General features: G+C 38.6%; 17 protein-coding genes. 7 read left to right on the forward strand and 10 right to left on the reverse strand.

The annotated features are described in order from the left end of the window. Positions 1–17: 17 nt before the first annotated feature. The 3 genes from R2Q84_RS03025 to R2Q84_RS03035 are packed head-to-tail and all read left to right on the forward strand — an operon-like array spanning position 18 to position 2,740. Positions 18–893 carry an N-acetylmuramoyl-L-alanine amidase family protein gene (locus R2Q84_RS03025; RefSeq protein WP_410478402.1) on the forward strand — a complete coding sequence of 292 codons (876 nt, stop codon included), beginning with the start codon at positions 18–20 and terminating at the stop codon, positions 891–893. Positions 894–933: 40 nt separating this feature from the next. Next, the gene (locus R2Q84_RS03030; RefSeq protein ID WP_316815048.1) at positions 934–1,779 is read left to right on the forward strand and encodes an N-acetylmuramoyl-L-alanine amidase; all 846 of its coding nucleotides are present in this window, start codon (positions 934–936) and stop codon (positions 1,777–1,779) included. A 10-nt stretch (positions 1,780–1,789) separates the two neighbouring features. Then, a complete protein-coding gene (locus R2Q84_RS03035) occupies positions 1,790–2,740 on the forward strand; it encodes an MlaD family protein (protein ID WP_316815049.1) in 951 nt (316 codons plus the stop codon). Positions 2,741–2,812: 72 nt separating this feature from the next. Here the strand turns inward: R2Q84_RS03035 and R2Q84_RS03040 are convergent, their stop codons facing one another. The 4 genes from R2Q84_RS03040 to R2Q84_RS03055 form a co-directional block, all read right to left on the reverse strand. Next, a complete protein-coding gene (locus R2Q84_RS03040) occupies positions 2,813–3,724 on the reverse strand; it encodes a ribonuclease Z (protein ID WP_316815050.1) in 912 nt (303 codons plus the stop codon). Further along, complete coding sequence (locus R2Q84_RS03045) at positions 3,724–4,110, reverse strand: STAS domain-containing protein (RefSeq protein ID WP_316815051.1); 387 nt, start codon at positions 4,108–4,110, stop codon at positions 3,724–3,726. The genes R2Q84_RS03040 and R2Q84_RS03045 overlap by 1 nt, the downstream gene beginning before the upstream one ends. A 147-nt stretch (positions 4,111–4,257) precedes the next feature. After that, the gene (locus R2Q84_RS03050; protein ID WP_316815052.1) at positions 4,258–5,202 is read right to left on the reverse strand and encodes a phosphoribosylaminoimidazolesuccinocarboxamide synthase; all 945 of its coding nucleotides are present in this window, start codon (positions 5,200–5,202) and stop codon (positions 4,258–4,260) included. A gap of 171 nt (positions 5,203–5,373) precedes the next feature. Continuing rightward, entirely contained in the window at positions 5,374–6,342 is a 969-nt protein-coding gene (locus tag R2Q84_RS03055) for a PhoH family protein (protein WP_316815053.1), read from the reverse strand. Positions 6,343–6,444: 102 nt separating this feature from the next. Between R2Q84_RS03055 and R2Q84_RS03060 the strand changes: the two genes are divergently transcribed. The 4 genes from R2Q84_RS03060 to R2Q84_RS03075 are packed head-to-tail and all read left to right on the forward strand — an operon-like array spanning position 6,445 to position 8,193. After that, on the forward strand, positions 6,445–7,224 hold the full coding sequence (locus tag R2Q84_RS03060; protein WP_316815054.1) for an SAM-dependent chlorinase/fluorinase: 780 nt from the start codon (positions 6,445–6,447) through the stop codon (positions 7,222–7,224). A gap of 9 nt (positions 7,225–7,233) precedes the next feature. Further along, complete coding sequence (locus tag R2Q84_RS03065; RefSeq protein ID WP_316815055.1) at positions 7,234–7,518, forward strand: antibiotic biosynthesis monooxygenase; 285 nt, start codon at positions 7,234–7,236, stop codon at positions 7,516–7,518. Positions 7,519–7,532: 14 nt separating this feature from the next. After that, complete coding sequence (locus R2Q84_RS03070) at positions 7,533–8,069, forward strand: hypothetical protein (protein WP_316815056.1); 537 nt, start codon at positions 7,533–7,535, stop codon at positions 8,067–8,069. After that, positions 8,050–8,193 (forward strand): hypothetical protein, encoded by a 144-nt coding sequence (locus R2Q84_RS03075; RefSeq protein WP_316815057.1) that lies wholly within the window; start codon positions 8,050–8,052, stop codon positions 8,191–8,193. The genes R2Q84_RS03070 and R2Q84_RS03075 overlap by 20 nt, the downstream gene beginning before the upstream one ends. Here the strand turns inward: R2Q84_RS03075 and R2Q84_RS03080 are convergent. The 6 genes from R2Q84_RS03080 to pnp all read right to left on the reverse strand — a co-directional run bounded on the left by R2Q84_RS03080 (position 8,190) and on the right by pnp (position 16,884). After that, a complete protein-coding gene (locus R2Q84_RS03080) occupies positions 8,190–9,434 on the reverse strand; it encodes a DUF1015 domain-containing protein (protein WP_316815058.1) in 1,245 nt (414 codons plus the stop codon). The two genes, R2Q84_RS03075 and R2Q84_RS03080, sit on opposite strands and share 4 nt — an antisense overlap. A 65-nt stretch (positions 9,435–9,499) precedes the next feature. Next, the gene (locus R2Q84_RS03085; RefSeq protein ID WP_316815059.1) at positions 9,500–10,450 is read right to left on the reverse strand and encodes a D-2-hydroxyacid dehydrogenase; all 951 of its coding nucleotides are present in this window, start codon (positions 10,448–10,450) and stop codon (positions 9,500–9,502) included. A gap of 9 nt (positions 10,451–10,459) precedes the next feature. After that, positions 10,460–11,524, reverse strand: a complete 1,065-nt coding sequence (serC, locus tag R2Q84_RS03090; protein WP_316815060.1) for a 3-phosphoserine/phosphohydroxythreonine transaminase — start codon at positions 11,522–11,524, stop codon at positions 10,460–10,462. A 50-nt stretch (positions 11,525–11,574) separates the two neighbouring features. Then, on the reverse strand, positions 11,575–14,004 hold the full coding sequence (locus R2Q84_RS03095; RefSeq protein ID WP_316815061.1) for a carboxypeptidase-like regulatory domain-containing protein: 2,430 nt from the start codon (positions 14,002–14,004) through the stop codon (positions 11,575–11,577). Further along, positions 13,958–14,632 carry a ribulose-phosphate 3-epimerase gene (rpe, locus tag R2Q84_RS03100; RefSeq protein ID WP_316815062.1) on the reverse strand — a complete coding sequence of 225 codons (675 nt, stop codon included), beginning with the start codon at positions 14,630–14,632 and terminating at the stop codon, positions 13,958–13,960. The genes R2Q84_RS03095 and rpe overlap by 47 nt, the downstream gene beginning before the upstream one ends. Before the next feature lie 101 nt (positions 14,633–14,733). Next, positions 14,734–16,884, reverse strand: a complete 2,151-nt coding sequence (gene pnp / locus R2Q84_RS03105) for a polyribonucleotide nucleotidyltransferase (RefSeq protein ID WP_316815063.1) — start codon at positions 16,882–16,884, stop codon at positions 14,734–14,736. Between the last annotated feature and the right edge of the window lie 123 nt (positions 16,885–17,007).

A 17,007-nucleotide genomic window follows, 5' to 3' on the forward strand; every position in this document is an offset into this window, starting at 1 on the left:
CAAAACGTTCAAAATTAATGAAAAATATACCATTGCTCAGACCAAATGTAATTTTGATCATATTTATTTCTGCAATCATCAATATTACATCTGGTAATCAAGCATTTACACAAGAATATAAAATAAAAACCATTGTTATTGATGCAGGTCATGGTGGCCGCGACGGATCAACAAGAGGATTATACTCCACAGAAAAAGACGTGGCCTTAAAAACGGCATTACACCTCGGCGCTGCCATAGAAGCAAATATGCACGATGTTAAGGTGATTTATACCCGAACTACAGATGAGTTTATTCCCCTATACGAGCGTATTGCCGTTGCCAACAATGCCAAAGCAGATCTTTTTATTTCAATCCATTGTAATGATATGCCGGTGCACCGTACAACCGTAATTACAGGCTATAAGAAGGTTAAAGGCAAAAGAGTGCCTATTAGAGAAACGGTATCCCGAAAAAGTACATCTACGAAAGGTGTAGAAACGTTCGTATCAGGTATGGGCCGGATGAATGAACAGGATGAAGTAATCAAGCGAGAAAATGCTGCCATATTTCTGGAGGATAACTACAAGGAAAACTACGAAGGTTTCGATCCAAATAACCCTGAAAATTTTATTATCCTATCTTTGATGAAAAATACCTTTCGCACACAGAGTTTAAAACTGGCAAAGCTGGTACAGGATCAATATGTAAATGTAGGTCGCGTTGATCGTGGCGTACAGGAAAAAAGCCTTGCAGTACTGGCAAGAGCAGGGATGCCAGCCATTTTAACTGAGATAGGTTTCATCAGCAATCCGGATGAAGAGAATTACATGAACTCTGAATCAGGACAAAATGAAATTACGGAATGCTTATTGAAAGCTATTCAGAATTACAGGAAAGGTATTGAAGGTTAGTAACACAATACAAATAATTTATAATAAAGATTAAAGACAGATGAGATTAAAAAAAATTGTATTCCTCTTTGCCATTTCATTATTCACAAGTACACAAGCTGCTTTTTCTCAGGGATATAAAGTAAAAACTATTGTTATTGATGCAGGACATGGCGGACCAAAGTCGGGCGCAGCCGGTAGTTATTCTCTCGAAAAGAATGTAGCTTTAAAAGTAGCCTTAAAACTAGGCAAGAAATTTGAAGATGAAATGCCTGATGTTAAAATCCTCTATACCAGAAAAACAGACATTGATGTGGAGTTCCATAAAAGAGCTGCACTGGCTAATGATAACAAAGCTGATATCTTTATTTCCATACACTGTAACTCTATGCCCGACAGAAAAGTGGTAACGGGCTATACCAAAACAAAAAAAGGTAAAAAAGTAGCCAAATATGGTTATGTAAAAAATACATCTACCAGCGGCACTGAAACATTTGTAGCAGGATCACACCGCTTAAATGAGCAGGATGCAGCGATCAGGGAGAATGCAGATATCAAGCTCGAAAAAAATTACAAGGAGAATTATGATGGTTACGACCCTAATGATCCTGAAACATTTATTATACTATCTTTGTTCAAAAATACATTTAGAGACAAGAGCCTTAAACTAGCCCGATTGATTCAGAACAACTATACTGAAGATAGCAAAAGGGTAAATAGAGGTGTAAAGGAACAAGGACTTTTAATTTTACAGCGATGTGGAATGCCTGCTGTTTTAACAGAAATAGGCTTTATTTCCAATCCTAATGAAGAGGATTACATGAATTCGGCAAGCGGACAGGATGAAATTGTAAACTCTATTTATAATGCTGTAAAAACATATAAAAAAGAAACTGAGATAAATTAAATCATACCGAATGAAGATCGCAAACGAAACCAAAGTAGGCATAATGGCAGCCTTTTCTATTACCTTATTGATTATAGGGTATAATTTCCTTAAGGGTAATGCCATTTTTTCGAACGAAACGGTTCTTTACGCCAAATATACCCATGTAGATGGATTGGGTGTATCTAAGCCCGTTTTAATCAATGGTTTTCAGATCGGACGTGTGGATAAACTACAGTTACAATCAGACGGTACCATTCTGGCAACACTAAAAATCAACGGAAAATATGAAATCCCAAAAAACAGTATTGCAAAACTGGAAGGCACCGATCTTTTAGGCAGTAAAGCGATTGTAATGGCGCTGGGGACAGGTACCGACTATGCACAGGATGGTGATACGCTAAATGCTAACGTAGCGAAAGGATTACTGGAAACGGTACAACCGGTTCAGAAAAAAGCAGAACTGATTATTGGCAAAATGGATTCTATACTAACCAGTGTAAACTCTATTTTAAATCCTGATTTCCAGAAAAACGTTGACAAAAGCTTTAACAGCATAGCCTCTACCCTAACTTCCCTGGAAGCTACATCTAAAAAAGTAGATAACCTGGTAGGATCAGAAGGCTCAAGAGTATCTGCTATTTTAGCCAATGTTGAAGCAATTTCAAATAACCTAAAAAAGAACAACGAAAAAATCAATGCTATTTTAGACAACATCAACACGGTTACCGACCAGGTTGCTGCTGCTAATTTTAAACAAACCATTGATAATGCAAATAAAGCAATGGCAGATTTGCAGAGCATTGTTAGTAAAGTGAATAATGGAGAAGGTTCTTTAGGGATGCTGGTTAACGATGCAAAAATGTACGAGAATTTAAACAATGCGTCTAAGAACCTGGATAACCTGATGATCGACCTAAAACAGAATCCTAAACGTTATGTTCATTTCTCTATATTCGGCGGAGGTAAAAAAGACAAATAGTTTAATCAACAGTTATAAACAAAAAAACCTGATCATTTTGATCAGGTTTTTTTATGCTTTCTTCTTCCGGAATTATATAGGATAAGTAATTCCTTCTATTGCCAGTTCCGTATCTTCAAACACCGTTCTCGCCTCATCCAGCAACGGCTGTAAACTCTTATAACGGGATGAAAAATGTCCGATAAGTAGTTTTACGGCTCCAGTAATCTTAGCTACCTCAGCAGCCTGTAATGCTGTTGTATGGTGAGTTTGATTTGCTCTATCTAGCATCTCATGCAAAAAAGTAGCTTCATGATACAAAGTATCACAATTCTTTATGCTTTCCAGATATCCTTCGTCAAACAAAGTATCCGAACAATAACAATATTTTCTCGGGCGTTCCGAATCGGTGGTATAATCTGCATTCAGCAAAACACGACCATCCGGTAAGTCAAGATCTACACCTCTTTTCAATAAAGGGTAATACTCTACAGGTATTTCTTCGCTTTCTAACTTTTCAATCATCAGCTTACGCAACCTTTTCTTCTGTACAAAAGAAAAACCAGTACAGGGAATCCTGTGGTTTAATACAAAAGTATCTACTGACAGGTCCGCATTTTCAAAAATCCTGGCAGGTGTATCAGTTTGCGTTGCCACAAATTCAATCGGATACCTGATCACCGTTTCAGAATGTTTAAACTGTAAGGCGAGAATTTCTTCCAATGCCGCAGGCGCAAATATATACATGGGTTTTATCCGGCCGTTTAAATGCAGACTGGAAAGCAGTCCGATCAGGCCGAAATAATGGTCACCATGTAAATGGCTGATAAAAATATAATCTATCTTGTTTGCTTTAAACCCATATCTGATCAGCTGTTGCTGAGTTCCTTCTCCGCAATCTATCAAATAGAACTTCTCGTTGCAGTTTAAAAGCTGTGCTGTTGGATTCCTATTGTATACAGGGGTTGCAGAACTACTGCCTAAAATAGTAACCTCAAACTTCATTAATCTTTATCTACGCTCCCCAACAATTCTTTCTCTATTTCTTCCATAAAGATCAGGTCAGTTGCTTCGTCTACTTTAGAAACGATTGTTAGTGATTGATCAAGATTAGACATTTCTAAAATCTGTGCTACCACCTGGTTAATGCCGGTAACAATGAACAATCCGTTTGCTTTTTTACAAAGTCTGTCTCCAAAAAGCAAGCTACTCAAATCCTGTGAATCATCACACTGCTTCACTGCTGATAGGTCTAATACGATATTGCAGTATCCCTCTGTGTTCAATAAAATGAACTCAGATTTCAACTTCGGTGTATTGTCGTTTGTTAACTTCGATTCGTTGAGTTTTAAAACAACATACTTTTCATGCTTATCTACTGAAAATTTCATGATATTGATTATTTAGTCTGATACGAAAGTAATTAATTTTATCTGGATATATGTATCTGTTTAAAACTTATAATAATTTTAAACAGATACATATGTAAGTATACTACCTTGCCGGATAGCAGGAATCTGTATTTTTTGTATAAATGTTTAAAGACTATTTAAAAAGCCAATTACATTTTTTTCAATGCGGTCTACCACATTTGCCTGTTCATTTTTCACAAACTTATCGCCTGTAATCTGCTCATAAAGTTCAATATAACGATCAGAGATAGAGTTAACAATTTCCGGGGTCATCAGCGGAATTTCCTGGCCGTCTTTTCCCTGAAAGCCATTCTCAATTAACCATTTGCGTACAAACTCCTTTGACAATTGTTTCTGTGGTTCATTCTTATCCTGACGTTCCGCGTAGCCTTCAGCATAAAAATAACGGGACGAATCTGGCGTATGAATTTCGTCGATCAAAAAGATCTCTTCTCCAACTTTACCAAACTCATATTTGGTATCAACAAGGATCAGTCCTCTTTCAGCTGCCATTTGTGTACCACGCTCATATAAAGCATAAGTATAGTTTTCCAGCTGAACATAATCTGCTAAAGAAACAATTCCTTTTGCTAAAATATCTGCTCTTGAAATATCCTCGTCATGACCAACAGCCGCTTTGGTAGTTGGTGTAATGATAGGTTTTGGAAGTTTATCATTTTCTTTCAGGCCCTCAGGTAATTCTACACCACAAACACTACGTCTGCCAGCACTATATTCTCTCCAGGCATGACCAGCCAGGTATCCCCTCACCACCATTTCAACTTTAAAAGGCTCGCAAATGCGGCCCACCGTTACCATTTCATCCGGTACACTAATCACCCAGTTTGGAACAATATCCTTTGTTGCACTTAAAAACTTAGCCGCAATCTGGTTTAATACCTGTCCTTTAAAAGGTATTGCTTCTGGCAAAACCACATCAAACGCAGAAATCCTGTCTGTAACCACCATCGCCATAAACCGGTTATCGATCGTATATACGTCGCGCACTTTTCCTTTATAAAAACTGGTCTGTTTTGGAAAGCTAAAATTTGTTTCTTTAATTGCTGTCATTTTTGTTATAGTAGTTAGTAATTAGATAAAGACAGGTAGCCTATACCCAGAGCATTCCAATTACATTTTTTTAATCACAAATATCTAAATTCTAATATCTAAATACTAATATCTAAATTCAAAATACCAACATCTGAATTCTAAATATTAACATCTAAATACCAACACCTGTTACTGTATATCGCCGTAGGCTTTTAATATTCTTTTTACGAGTTTATGCCTAACCACATCTTCTCCGGTCAGATAAATAATCTCTATACCAGGAATATCATCTAAGATACGTAATGCATTGTGTAAGCCCGACATCTGCTTCTTTGGTAAATCTATCTGTGTTACATCACCTGTTACAATAAATTTAGCTGAGGGCCCCATGCGGGTAAGGAACATTTTTAACTGTAAATCTGTCGAGTTCTGTGCCTCATCTAAAATTACAAAACAATTATCCAGTGTCCTACCACGCATAAAGGCTAAAGGAGCAATCTCAATCGTTCTGTTCTCAATATAAGTTTTTAATTTCTCCGCAGGGATCATATCGTCCAGGGCATCATATAGCGGTCGAAGATAAGGATCTACCTTTTCCTTTAAATCGCCGGGAAGGAAGCCTAAATTCTCACCAGCCTCTACAGCAGGACGTGTTAATATAATGCGTTTGATTTCTTTATTTTTCAAAGCTCTCACAGCAAGGGCAACAGCGGTATAGGTTTTACCTGTTCCAGCCGGGCCAATAGCAAACAATACATCATTCTTTCCGATGCTGTCAACCATTCTCCGCTGATTTGCGGTTCTGGCTTTTACCATTAAACCATTCGTACCAAAAACGATCACCTCTCCACCTCCGCCACCACCGCTTGGTTTCTCAGCTCCATTTTCAGCAGGTGCCGATGTTTTTTTTGACACTAAAATTGACTCCACATCACTTGGGTTTAGTGAGCTATACTTTTCCAGGTGCTCCAGCAGCTGGTTGTACTTCGCCTCAAAACCTTTAAGCTCCTGATCATCACCAAGTACCTTAACTTCATTACCTCTTGCTACAACTTTTAATTTTGGAAAAGCATTTTTTATAAGCTCGTAATGCTCATTGTTTGTGCCCCAAAATTGTACCGGATCTACCGATTCTAATGTTAATTTCAGTTCGTTCAAAATATTGTTTTTTAGATAGGAGTGTATATTTTGATATAAAAATTGAATATTTGTACGCGATTTGCCGCTTACGCAAGATTAAGAATAAATATTCAATTTTTAATGGCCATTATTACTTTAACAACAGATTTAGGTTCAAAAGATTTCTATCAGGCTGCCCTTAAGGGAAGTATACTGAGTATCTTGCCGACAGCTACAATTGTTGACGTAACACATGAGGTTCCATCCTTCAATATTTCTCATGCGGCCTTCGTTTTAAAAAACGTTTATCCTTACTTTCCAAAAGGTACAGTTCACTTGATTGGTATTGATTCTGTATACAGTGAGCACACAAAATACATCGCTTTAAAACATAAAGATCATTTTTTTGTAGGTGCCGATAATGGTATTTTCTCTTTGTTATTTGAAGACAAGCCTGAAGAAATTGTAGAACTAAATATTATGCAGGATTTAAAGTACCTGCATTTTCCACTGGTCGATATTTTTGTAAAGGCTGCCACCCAACTGGCAAAAGGTGCCAAGCTAAAAGACATTGGTGTACCTACCGAAAGTGTAGAAGAAAGAATGCTGCTAAATCCGGTAATTGAGCGCGATATCATCAGGGGTAGCGTGATCTATATCGATACTTTCAGTAATGTCATCACCAACATTACTAAAGAGCTCTTTACCAAAATTCAAAGGAACAGAGATTTCACCCTGTACTTTAGAAAAAGCGAAACTATCAGTCAGCTTAGCTGGCATTATAACGAAGTACCTGAAGGAGAAAAACTCTGCCTGTTCGGTATTAGTAACCACCTGGAAATTGCCATCAACAAAGGAAAAGCAAGTGGCTTACTTGGCTTACATCTCAACGATATTGTCAGGGTAGAATTTCACCCATAAACAAATTATATGTTAGTCCGCCTGGTTAAAATGCACTTCAATGCAAGTTTTATTGCCGAGTTTAAAACTGTATTCAAAGCTGTACAACCTAAAATAGCCAGCTTTAAAGGCTGCACCTCCGTACAATTACTACAAGATCATACCCATCCGGAAATATTCTTTACCATCAGTCACTGGCAGGATGAAGAACATTTAAATGCTTACCGCAACTCTGAACTTTTCAAAACTACCTGGGCTATTGTAAAACCAAATTTCAAAATTAAAGCCGAGGCATGGAGTTTGCTTGATACCTGACAAACCCTAAAATAATGGTTAAAAAAATATTCCTGCTCTTATTGATTTGCCTCTCTTTTGACGCGATAGCATTCCAGGCAGATACAAGTGCCTATCAAACACAGCGGCTAAGAGTCAATGCTTTATTAGCAGAACGCAGTGCTAAATTTGGTCAATACGATGAGAGTCTGAATGCACGCACAGGGATATTCGGCTTTCAAACAAAAAGAGACATTAAAAACTCCAATGAAATATTAAGGCAGATTGTCCTGAATGACAACAATATCTTTAAAGAACTTAAAACCTTAATGGAATATAAAGACCTTGAAGTAACCGCCGTTAAAAATAATGCGAATCAAACGAGTGATAGAATAGAAAATTACAAGCAGGCAATAAAAACGCTGCAAGATCAAAACGAACAGCTTAGCAAAGAAGCATTATCATTAAATGCAGATAACAACTTCTTAAAAATGACTATTGCATCATTAGTCTTAGCAATTGCAGTGCTGTTTTGGTTTTTCACAAAAAAAATAAACCGTCTAACAAAAAGAAATGAAGAAACAGTTTTTTAGAATACTCGTTAAGCTGAATAAACTACTATTACCAAAATTATACAAAGTGGATCCAATGAAATTGACCAAGCTACAAAAAGCAATACTAGGTTATAAATACTGGACGCTTACCAATTCGCTTTAATTAAAATAGCTGGTCAGCAACCCCACTAAAAACTTAGGCTCTACCCAGGTCGACTTAGGTGGCATTACCCCTCCTGCATCAGCTACAGCTATAACTTGTGACACAGAGGTCGGGTACAATACGAAAGCTACCGCAAACAGCCCATTATCCACCTTAATCTGCAAATCACTAACTGGTGTCCTCCCTCCTTCAAAAGTAAGTCTTGCATCCGTTCTTGGATCTTTAATTTTCAGCAAAGGTTCCAGAATAAAATTCTGCAGAATACTTACGTCAAGTACATCAACCGGATTGTGTTCATCGTATATTTCAGGCTTCGGAATAAGCACATACCATTGTCCGTCAAAGTACATCCCTATTCTATGCAATCCATCAGGCCGTACCGGTCCATTCACCATCTCTACTAAAAAAGATCGTGTTAACCCCGACATAAACTCTTCGTTACTCAAACCACCAATATCCCTCACCAATCTATTAAATTCAAGTACCTTAACCTCCTCGGTATTCATATATACGGTACTAAAATAATTATACAGTTCAGTGCCCTGGTGTTTCTTTTCATTAAGTTTTTTCTTCTGTAGCCCCATTTTTGCCATTGATGCAGCACGATGATGACCGTCGGCTATATACACAGCCGGAATCTCGTCAAATGCCTTTACAATAGCCTCAATATCCTGCTTATCCGAAATTGCCCATACTTTATGTGCCGAGCCATCCGCAAAAACAAAATCCAGCAAGGGTTGCAACTCCACATATTGCCTTATAATGCCATCTACAACAGCATTGGGGTGATAAGTAATCAACACAGGATTGGCATCCAACCCTGTTTGCTGCAAGTAGTCCGCCAATAGCTTCTCCCTGCGTTCCACCGTCGATTCATGTTTTTTAATCCTGCCCTCCAGGTAATCATCAATATGCGTTAATGTCCAGATACCAGTTTGAACCAGCCCATCGTGTAATACCTGGTAGACGTAAATGGAAGGATCAGCCTGTTTATCCAGGTATTTATGCTCAATAAACCCTTCTAAATTTTCACTGATTTTTTTAAAGACGAGTTCTTGTTTTGTACCGCGTAAATAGGGGTTATCCAGTTCAGGATCTATCAGGTGCAAAAAACTACAAGCATTTTCCGAAGCAATCAAACGTGCTTCACCAGTACTGTAATTTTCAAGCGGCCGCGTTACAACAAGCGATTGCAAAGACACTGCGGGCATAAACGCGCAGAAGGGTTTAATACAGGGCATATTTGGTTAAAATAAAAGCGGTTGTTCAAAAGTATACTTTTAAACAACCGCTTTCTGAATTCTTACTATTTATTAAAGTGCTCGATAATTAACGAAGCCAGTTCAGTACCGATACGTTCCTGAGCTTCATTGGTAGCAGCACCAATATGAGGCGTTAAAGATATTTTAGCATGCTGTAAAATTGCAGCATCCGGAGTTGGTTCGTTATCAAAAACGTCTAATCCTGCAAAAGCCAGTTTACCACTGTCTAAAGCTGCAATTAAAGCCGCCTCATCAATGGTTCCACCTCTTGAACAGTTTACCACACCAACACCTTGTTTCATTTTAGCAAACTCTTCTGCACCTAAAATAGGTTTATCAGCAAAAGGCGTATGTAAGCTAATGAAATCACTGTTAGCAATTACTTCATCCAACGATACCGTTTTGAATGGGATCTCTACAGAAACACCACCCTGGAAAGTTAAAGGTAAAGTACCTTCAGCAGGATAAAGGTCATAAGCCAAAACATTCATTCCCAATCTAAGGGCAACTTTAGCTGTTTCACGACCAATACGACCGAAACCGATGATACCCATAGTTTTGCCTTGTAATTCAACGCCACCAGCATAAGCTTTTTTCAAAGCATTAAATTTAGTAGCACCTTCAACAGGCATTTTTCTATTGGAATCCTGTAAAAAACGGATACCTGTAAACAAATGTGCAAATACCAGCTCAGCAACAGATAATGAAGAAGCAGCAGGTGTGTTTACCACCGCCACACCCTTACTACGGGCATATTCTACATCAATATTATCCATACCTACGCCACCTCTGCCAATCAGTTTAATATTAGGCACCTGATCAATCAGTTCTTTACGTAATTTGGTAGCACTTCTAACCGTAATACCGTCATAGTTTTTTAAAGCTTCAACCAATTGATCCTGAGGAACAGTTTCGGTATCCACCACAAAACCGGCTTCTTCTAATAATTTTTTACCGATAGGATCGATCCCATCGTTTGCAAGTATTCTAATCATTAATTTATTTTATTTGTGGTTCTCTGCAAAAATCTGCATTAATTCTATTAGGGCATGAACGCTTGTAATTGGCAAAGCATTATACATTGATGCTCTGAAACCACCCACACTTCTATGTCCTTTTATACCTTCAATGCCATTTTCTTCAGCAAATTTCAGGAAAGGTTTTTCAAGTTCAGGGTTCTCCATTACAAAGCAAACGTTCATTCTTGAACGGTCTTCCACTGCACAGGTACCTTTAAACAAAGGATTTCTGTCAATTTCAGTATATAAAGCATTCGCTTTCGCGATGTTCTCTTTTTCAATTTCGGCAACACCACCTTTTGATTTTAACCATCTCAGGTTTAACATCGCTACATAGATAGAAAACACAGGCGGCGTATTGTACATAGATCCACCATCAATATGAACTTTATAGTCAAGCATAGAAGGAATACCTCTACCTGATTTACCTAAAATTTCATCTTTAACAATTACGATGGTCAAACCGGCAGGGCCGATGTTTTTTTGTGCACCAGCATAGATCAGGTCATATTGAGACACATCGATCACACGGCTCATAATATCAGAAGACATATCACAAACTACAGGAACTTTTGTTACCGGTAATTCGAACATTTCCGTTCCATAAATCGTATTGTTAGAAGTGCAGTGGAAATAAGCACTATCTTCAGGAATACTATATCCTTTTGGAACAAAAGTATAGTTAGCATCTTTAGAAGAAGCAACAATATTTGCTTTTCCAAAGTTCTTCACTTCTTTGATGGCTTTGTTAGCCCACACACCTGTTTCCAGGTAAGCAGCAGTACCACCTTCAGGCAATAGATTCATAGGTACCATAGCAAACTGTAAGCTGGCACCACCTTGTAAAAATAAAACGGAATAACCGGAAGGAACATTTAACAATTCTTTAACCAATTTTCCAGTCTCTTCAACAACAGCTTCGAATTCTGATGTACGATGTGAGATCTCTAGAATAGACAGGCCGTCCTTGAAATCTAAAACAGCCCTTGATGCTTGCTTGAATACTTCCTGCGGTAAAATACAGGGTCCTGCGCCGAAATTATGTCTCATTTTTTATAGTAGTTTTATTGATGGTAAATGTAACATTTTTATGCCGTTTATCATTTCGATTTTTTAAACTTCATGACCACTTTAACATTAAGTCTTCTACCCGTTAAGTAGTTAGGAACAGCATATTGTACGTTATCCACATCTTTCAACCACAAATAAGAAACTGTATTATTGATATTCAACAAATTAAATACTTCAACATATGCGGTAAACGAACTAAAATATTTCTCTAAAAAACCTGATTTTTTGACACTAAAATCATCTAAAAAATCTTTGGAGAAGCCAATATCCGCACGCTTATAGGCTGGGATGTGAAAATCATCGCTATATTGTTGTGCAAGTGGCGATCCCACAGGCAGTTTGGCGCCATAAAGCAAACTCAAATGTACCTTGTAAGTCGGGCTATTCAACAAACGGTCCTGAAAGTAAGCCGAAAAGTTGATCCGCTGATCAGTAGGTCGCTTCATATACCCCTGAGCATCATTTCTGATGTTCTGTCCGGCCTTCATAACCGATAACCGAAAGTACGACAGCAGATCTTTAACAAACTCTCCCCCCAGGTTAAAATCAACACCATAAGTATAACCCTTCGCTTGTGCATCGGCCAGGTATTTTACCCTTACATTGTCCATCATATAAGGGACCAGCCTGTCCATATATTTAAAGTAAAGTTCTGAACTAAACTTCAGCCGTGTTCCCAATCCGTCAAACGCATAATCTAAGCCCGCCGAAGTCGTATAAGCACGTTGTGCCTCCTGTTTTAAATTAAGTACTCCATTAAAATTTCTGATGCTTCTATAATCTGGAGCCTGTTGATAAACACCGGCAGTAAAACGAAATATCTTATTATTACTACCTGGGCGATAAGCCAGTAGTAACCTCGGACTCAATAAAAACTGGTTGCTTAAATCATTGTAATTCCCTCTAACTCCCAGTTGCAGATTGGTATTGGCCGACAAGCTATAGCTATCCTGCAGATATGCACTATAATACTGAATAGCCAATTTATTTTCTACATCAATCTGCTCCTCCTGATAAATACCATTAACTACCGGCAGGGTACTTTCAAAAGACTCAGCGCGGGTGTACTCCTTTAAGTTATCATTGTAATTTTTACGTTCAAACCGTACTCCCCATGAAAACGTATGATTTTTAAAGATCTGATCGACTTTAAGTTCCGTGCTAAAAATTCCAGAAGTAAGCGCGTTCATTGCGTAGTTCGTATATGTCCCCACTCCTCTGCTTCCCGATACAATTCCAGCGCTCGAACCATCAGTTTTTCCCTCAAATTCGTACCATGCTTTCGTGTCAATATGTTCCTTTTCATCTGTTCTGAAATAGCTGTTTATCCATTTCATTACATAGTTAGACCTGGGAATAAATTTAAAAGTAACAGCTCCACCTGCGGTCTGATAACTATCTTTTTCTTCACCATCATAGTCCACATTCATGCGTACCGATGCATTTAAAGTCCCGAACTCTGTTTCACGACTTTCAGGAACCAGTTTAAATATTCCACTATTGAAATTCCCCAATAAATTCACACTGAATTTATCCGACAAATCATGGTTATAAAGCAACTGTACATCAGTAAAGTTGGGCGTATAAACACCTCTAGTATCCTGACTGTTTAATATCCCGGCGTTATTTTTGTACCTCAATCCTGCCAGCAGGTAACTGTTTTTCTGTGAAATTTTCGAGCTCAGTGACAAACCTAATAAACCAGCGTTTAAAACTGCGCTACTGCTGTCAGGCCTGTCGTACTTTACATCCAGTACCGACGATAGTTTATCTCCGTACCGCGCTTCAAAACCACCGGCAGAAAACCTGGCAGAACTAAGCAGATCTGTGTTAATGAAACTCAGACCCTCCTGCTGCGCATTTCGAACCATTATTGGTCTGCTAATCTCCACGCCATTCACATACACCAGGTTCTCATCAAAACTCCCTCCACGAACACTGTACTGACTGCTCATCTCGTTATTGGGTGATACACCGGGTAGTGTTTTCAAAATGGCCTCAAAATTTCCGGAAACTGAAGGCAAATTTGAGGCATCATTAATATTAATAGTAATACTGTTGCTCAACTGGTTCTGCTTGTTAGTAATGGTTACCTGTTCCAGCTCATTCGGATTAACACTCAATACAATATCCTGCACAATCCTACCTGCTTTATCCTGTCTTACGTTGACCAAAACCGGGTTATACCCTAACAAAGTGTATTTGATGGTAAAAACCTTTTGACTGGAATAAATATGATAAGCACCATGTATATCTGTAACGGTAGATTGCCGCTGTCCCAATACCGTCACCGTTACCTGTTGTAAAGGGCGTTTCGATTCATCTGCCACCAGCCCGGATATTTTAATCAGTGGCTGTGCATACAGTTGTGTAAAGCCTAAAAAAACGAGAAAGAATAACAGGCAGGCCCTACTACCCATGTTGCACCAGCCTACCCTCAACCTGTTTAAGTGCTGCAATCATTTCTGTAGGCGACGGAGCGGCGAACACGGCATTTCCAGCCACCAGTACATTAGCACCAGCATTTAACAGCAAAGCTGCATTGTGTATACCAATTCCCCCATCTACCTCGATCAGCAGATCAGGATTTACCATTGCGGCCATCGCCCTTAATTCAGCAATCTTATTCAAAGAATTGACAATAAACTGCTGTCCGCCAAACCCGGGGTTTACCGACATAATCAGTACCATATCCAAATCTACCAATATATCTTTAAGTAATGCCACGGGTGTATGCGGATTTAAGGCAACACCAGCTTTACATCCTGTCGCATGGATGGCCTGCACCGTTCTATGTAAGTGCGTACAAGCTTCATAATGCACTGTAATTACCGCCGCACCAGCAGCAGCAAAACGTTCAATATACTGATCAGGATTAACGATCATCAAATGTATATCCAAAGGTTTCTTAGCATGTTTTTTTATAGCTTCCACCACCGGAAACCCAAAAGAAATATTGGGCACAAACACCCCATCCATTACATCCACATGAAACCAATCGGCCTCGCTTGAATTGATCATTTCAATATCACGCTGCAAATTTGCGAAGTCTGCTGATAGTACGGATGGTGCGATAAGGTGAGACATTTTAATAGATATTTTTTTGTGTATGTAAAGATAATGAAATACCTGTGTAAACAAAAAACCCCGCAAATTGCGGGGTTCTTCAATATTTGGGTCAGCTAAAATTAAGCTGGCTTATTTTCCGTAGCAGCTGCTTCTGGTCTTGGTGGACGAGGCAATAACGCTTTTCTTGAAAGCTTCATTTTACCTTGTTTATCAACATCCAAAAGTTTAACCTGAATTTTATCACCTTCTTTAAGTACGCCATCCATAGTTTCTAAACGTTCCCATGCAATCTCAGAGATATGCAATAATCCGTCTTTACCTGGCATAATTTCTACGAACGCACCAAATGGCATGATAGATTTTACTTTACCATCGTAAGTAGCACCAATTTCCGGTTTAGCAGCAATTGCATTAATACGGCCAACAGCAGCATCAATTGCAGCTTTATTATCAGCAAAGATTTCAACGATACCTTTGTTACCAACCTCTTCGATAGAGATAGATGCACCAGTTTCACGTTGCATTTCCTGAATAATTTTACCACCTGGGCCAATTACAGCGCCAATAAATTCTTTATCAATAGTTAAAGAAACGATACGCGGAGCGTGGTCTTTATAATCCTCACGAGGTGCAGAGATTGTTTTTTTCATCTCATTCAAGATGTGTAAACGAGCCTCTTTAGCCTGGTTTAAAGCATTTGTTAACACTTCCCACTTCAAGCCATTGATTTTTAAGTCCATCTGGCAAGCTACAATACCTTTTTCAGTACCAGTAACTTTAAAGTCCATATCTCCTAAATGATCTTCATCACCTAGAATATCAGAAAGGATTGCATATTTACCAGTTTTCTCATCAGTGATCAATCCCATTGCAATACCCGACACCGGAGCTTTGATTTTAATACCAGCATCCATTAATGCTAAAGTACCAGCACAAACAGTTGCCATTGATGAAGAACCGTTAGATTCAAGGATATCAGAAACGATACGGATTGTGTATGGATTTTCTTCTAATCCAGGTAATACTTTCTTCAATGAACGCATAGCCAGGTTACCATGACCAATTTCGCGACGACCAGCACCTCTGTTCGGACGAACCTCACCAGTTGAGAAACCTGGGAAATTATAGTGTAAAAGGAATTTATTGTATCCATTGATGAAAGCACCATCAATCATTTGCTCATCATCTTTAGAACCTAAAGTAACTGTAGTTAATGATTGAGTTTCTCCACGTGTAAATACAGCCGATCCGTGAGCAGCAGGCAAATAACCAACTTCACTCCAGATAGGACGTACTGTACGTACATCACGGCCATCTAAACGAATTCCTTCGTCTAATACCAGGTTACGGATGGCATCATACTGTACATCATGGAAATATTTTTTAGCCAGGAAGCCAGTTACATCATCAATATCTTCACCTAAAGTAGCGATGAAATCCATTAAGATAGTTCCAAATGCATCTCCACGCTCACCTTTGCTTGTATTACTTTTCGCAACAGCGTATACTTTATCATAAGTAGCAGCAAACACCTGAGCTCTTAACTCCAGGTTGCTGTCTTCATGAGAATATTCGCGTTTTACTGTTTTACCTACCAATTCAGTCAGTTCTTTCTGAGCCTGAACCTGAACGATGATAGCTTTATGTGCAAACTCGATTGCTTCCACCATTTCAGCTTCAGAAATCTCATCACACTCACCTTCCACCATTACGATATCTCTTTCTGTACCTGCAACAAGGAATTCCATTGTAGCACGTTCCAAATCACTTACGTAAGGGTTGATCACCAATTTACCGTCAATTTTAGCTACACGTACTTCAGAGATTGGTCCGTTAAACGGGATATCTGAAACCGCGATCGCAGCAGAGGCTGCTAAACCAGCTAAACAATCAGGCATAATATTTTTATCAGACGAGATCAAAGAGATCATCACCTGCGTATCAGAGTGGTAATCCTCTGGGAACATTGGGCGTAAAGCACGGTCAACCAATCTTGAAATCAAAACTTCATAGTCTGACAATCTTGCCTCGCGACGAAGAAAACCACCCGGAATACGTCCTGCGGCAGCATATTTCTCCTGATAATCTACCGATAAAGGTAAAAAATCAACACCTGCTTTTGCGCCAACTGTCGATACTACTGTAGCCAATAGCATGGTATCACCCATTCTTACCACTACCGAACCATCAGCCTGTTTAGCTAATTTACCTGTTTCAATTTCAATTGTTCTTCCATCGCCCAGATCGAACGTCTTTTTTATTACATTCATTTAATAATAGTTGTGGTGTATTTTCCTCTTTCGACACACCTTGTTTATATATTGTTTTTTTTGTTTTCCAAACTTAAGATAAAACTCAAACAATTTTATCAGAAAAGTAAAAAAGCCATCCCC

It is taken from the genome of Pedobacter nyackensis (assembly GCF_032678475.1).
Lineage (GTDB): Bacteria > Bacteroidota > Bacteroidia > Sphingobacteriales > Sphingobacteriaceae > Pedobacter > Pedobacter nyackensis_A.

What these genes read in the sequence shown, in the direction of transcription:
- R2Q84_RS03025 (WP_410478402.1), top strand. Translation starts at nt 18, where the DNA reads ATGAAAAATATACCATTGCTCAGACCAAATGTAATTTTGATCATATTT.
- R2Q84_RS03030 (WP_316815048.1), top strand. Translation starts at nt 934, where the DNA reads ATGAGATTAAAAAAAATTGTATTCCTCTTTGCCATTTCATTATTCACA.
- R2Q84_RS03035 (WP_316815049.1), top strand. Translation starts at nt 1,790, where the DNA reads ATGAAGATCGCAAACGAAACCAAAGTAGGCATAATGGCAGCCTTTTCT.
- R2Q84_RS03040 (WP_316815050.1), bottom strand. Translation starts at nt 3,724, where the DNA reads ATGAAGTTTGAGGTTACTATTTTAGGCAGTAGTTCTGCAACCCCTGTA.
- R2Q84_RS03045 (WP_316815051.1), bottom strand. Translation starts at nt 4,110, where the DNA reads ATGAAATTTTCAGTAGATAAGCATGAAAAGTATGTTGTTTTAAAACTC.
- R2Q84_RS03050 (WP_316815052.1), bottom strand. Translation starts at nt 5,202, where the DNA reads ATGACAGCAATTAAAGAAACAAATTTTAGCTTTCCAAAACAGACCAGT.
- R2Q84_RS03060 (WP_316815054.1), top strand. Translation starts at nt 6,445, where the DNA reads ATGGCCATTATTACTTTAACAACAGATTTAGGTTCAAAAGATTTCTAT.
- R2Q84_RS03065 (WP_316815055.1), top strand. Translation starts at nt 7,234, where the DNA reads ATGTTAGTCCGCCTGGTTAAAATGCACTTCAATGCAAGTTTTATTGCC.
- R2Q84_RS03070 (WP_316815056.1), top strand. Translation starts at nt 7,533, where the DNA reads ATGGTTAAAAAAATATTCCTGCTCTTATTGATTTGCCTCTCTTTTGAC.
- R2Q84_RS03075 (WP_316815057.1), top strand. Translation starts at nt 8,050, where the DNA reads ATGAAGAAACAGTTTTTTAGAATACTCGTTAAGCTGAATAAACTACTA.
- R2Q84_RS03080 (WP_316815058.1), bottom strand. Translation starts at nt 9,434, where the DNA reads ATGCCCTGTATTAAACCCTTCTGCGCGTTTATGCCCGCAGTGTCTTTG.
- R2Q84_RS03085 (WP_316815059.1), bottom strand. Translation starts at nt 10,450, where the DNA reads ATGATTAGAATACTTGCAAACGATGGGATCGATCCTATCGGTAAAAAA.
- serC (WP_316815060.1), bottom strand. Translation starts at nt 11,524, where the DNA reads ATGAGACATAATTTCGGCGCAGGACCCTGTATTTTACCGCAGGAAGTA.
- rpe (WP_316815062.1), bottom strand. Translation starts at nt 14,632, where the DNA reads ATGTCTCACCTTATCGCACCATCCGTACTATCAGCAGACTTCGCAAAT.
- pnp (WP_316815063.1), bottom strand. Translation starts at nt 16,884, where the DNA reads ATGAATGTAATAAAAAAGACGTTCGATCTGGGCGATGGAAGAACAATT.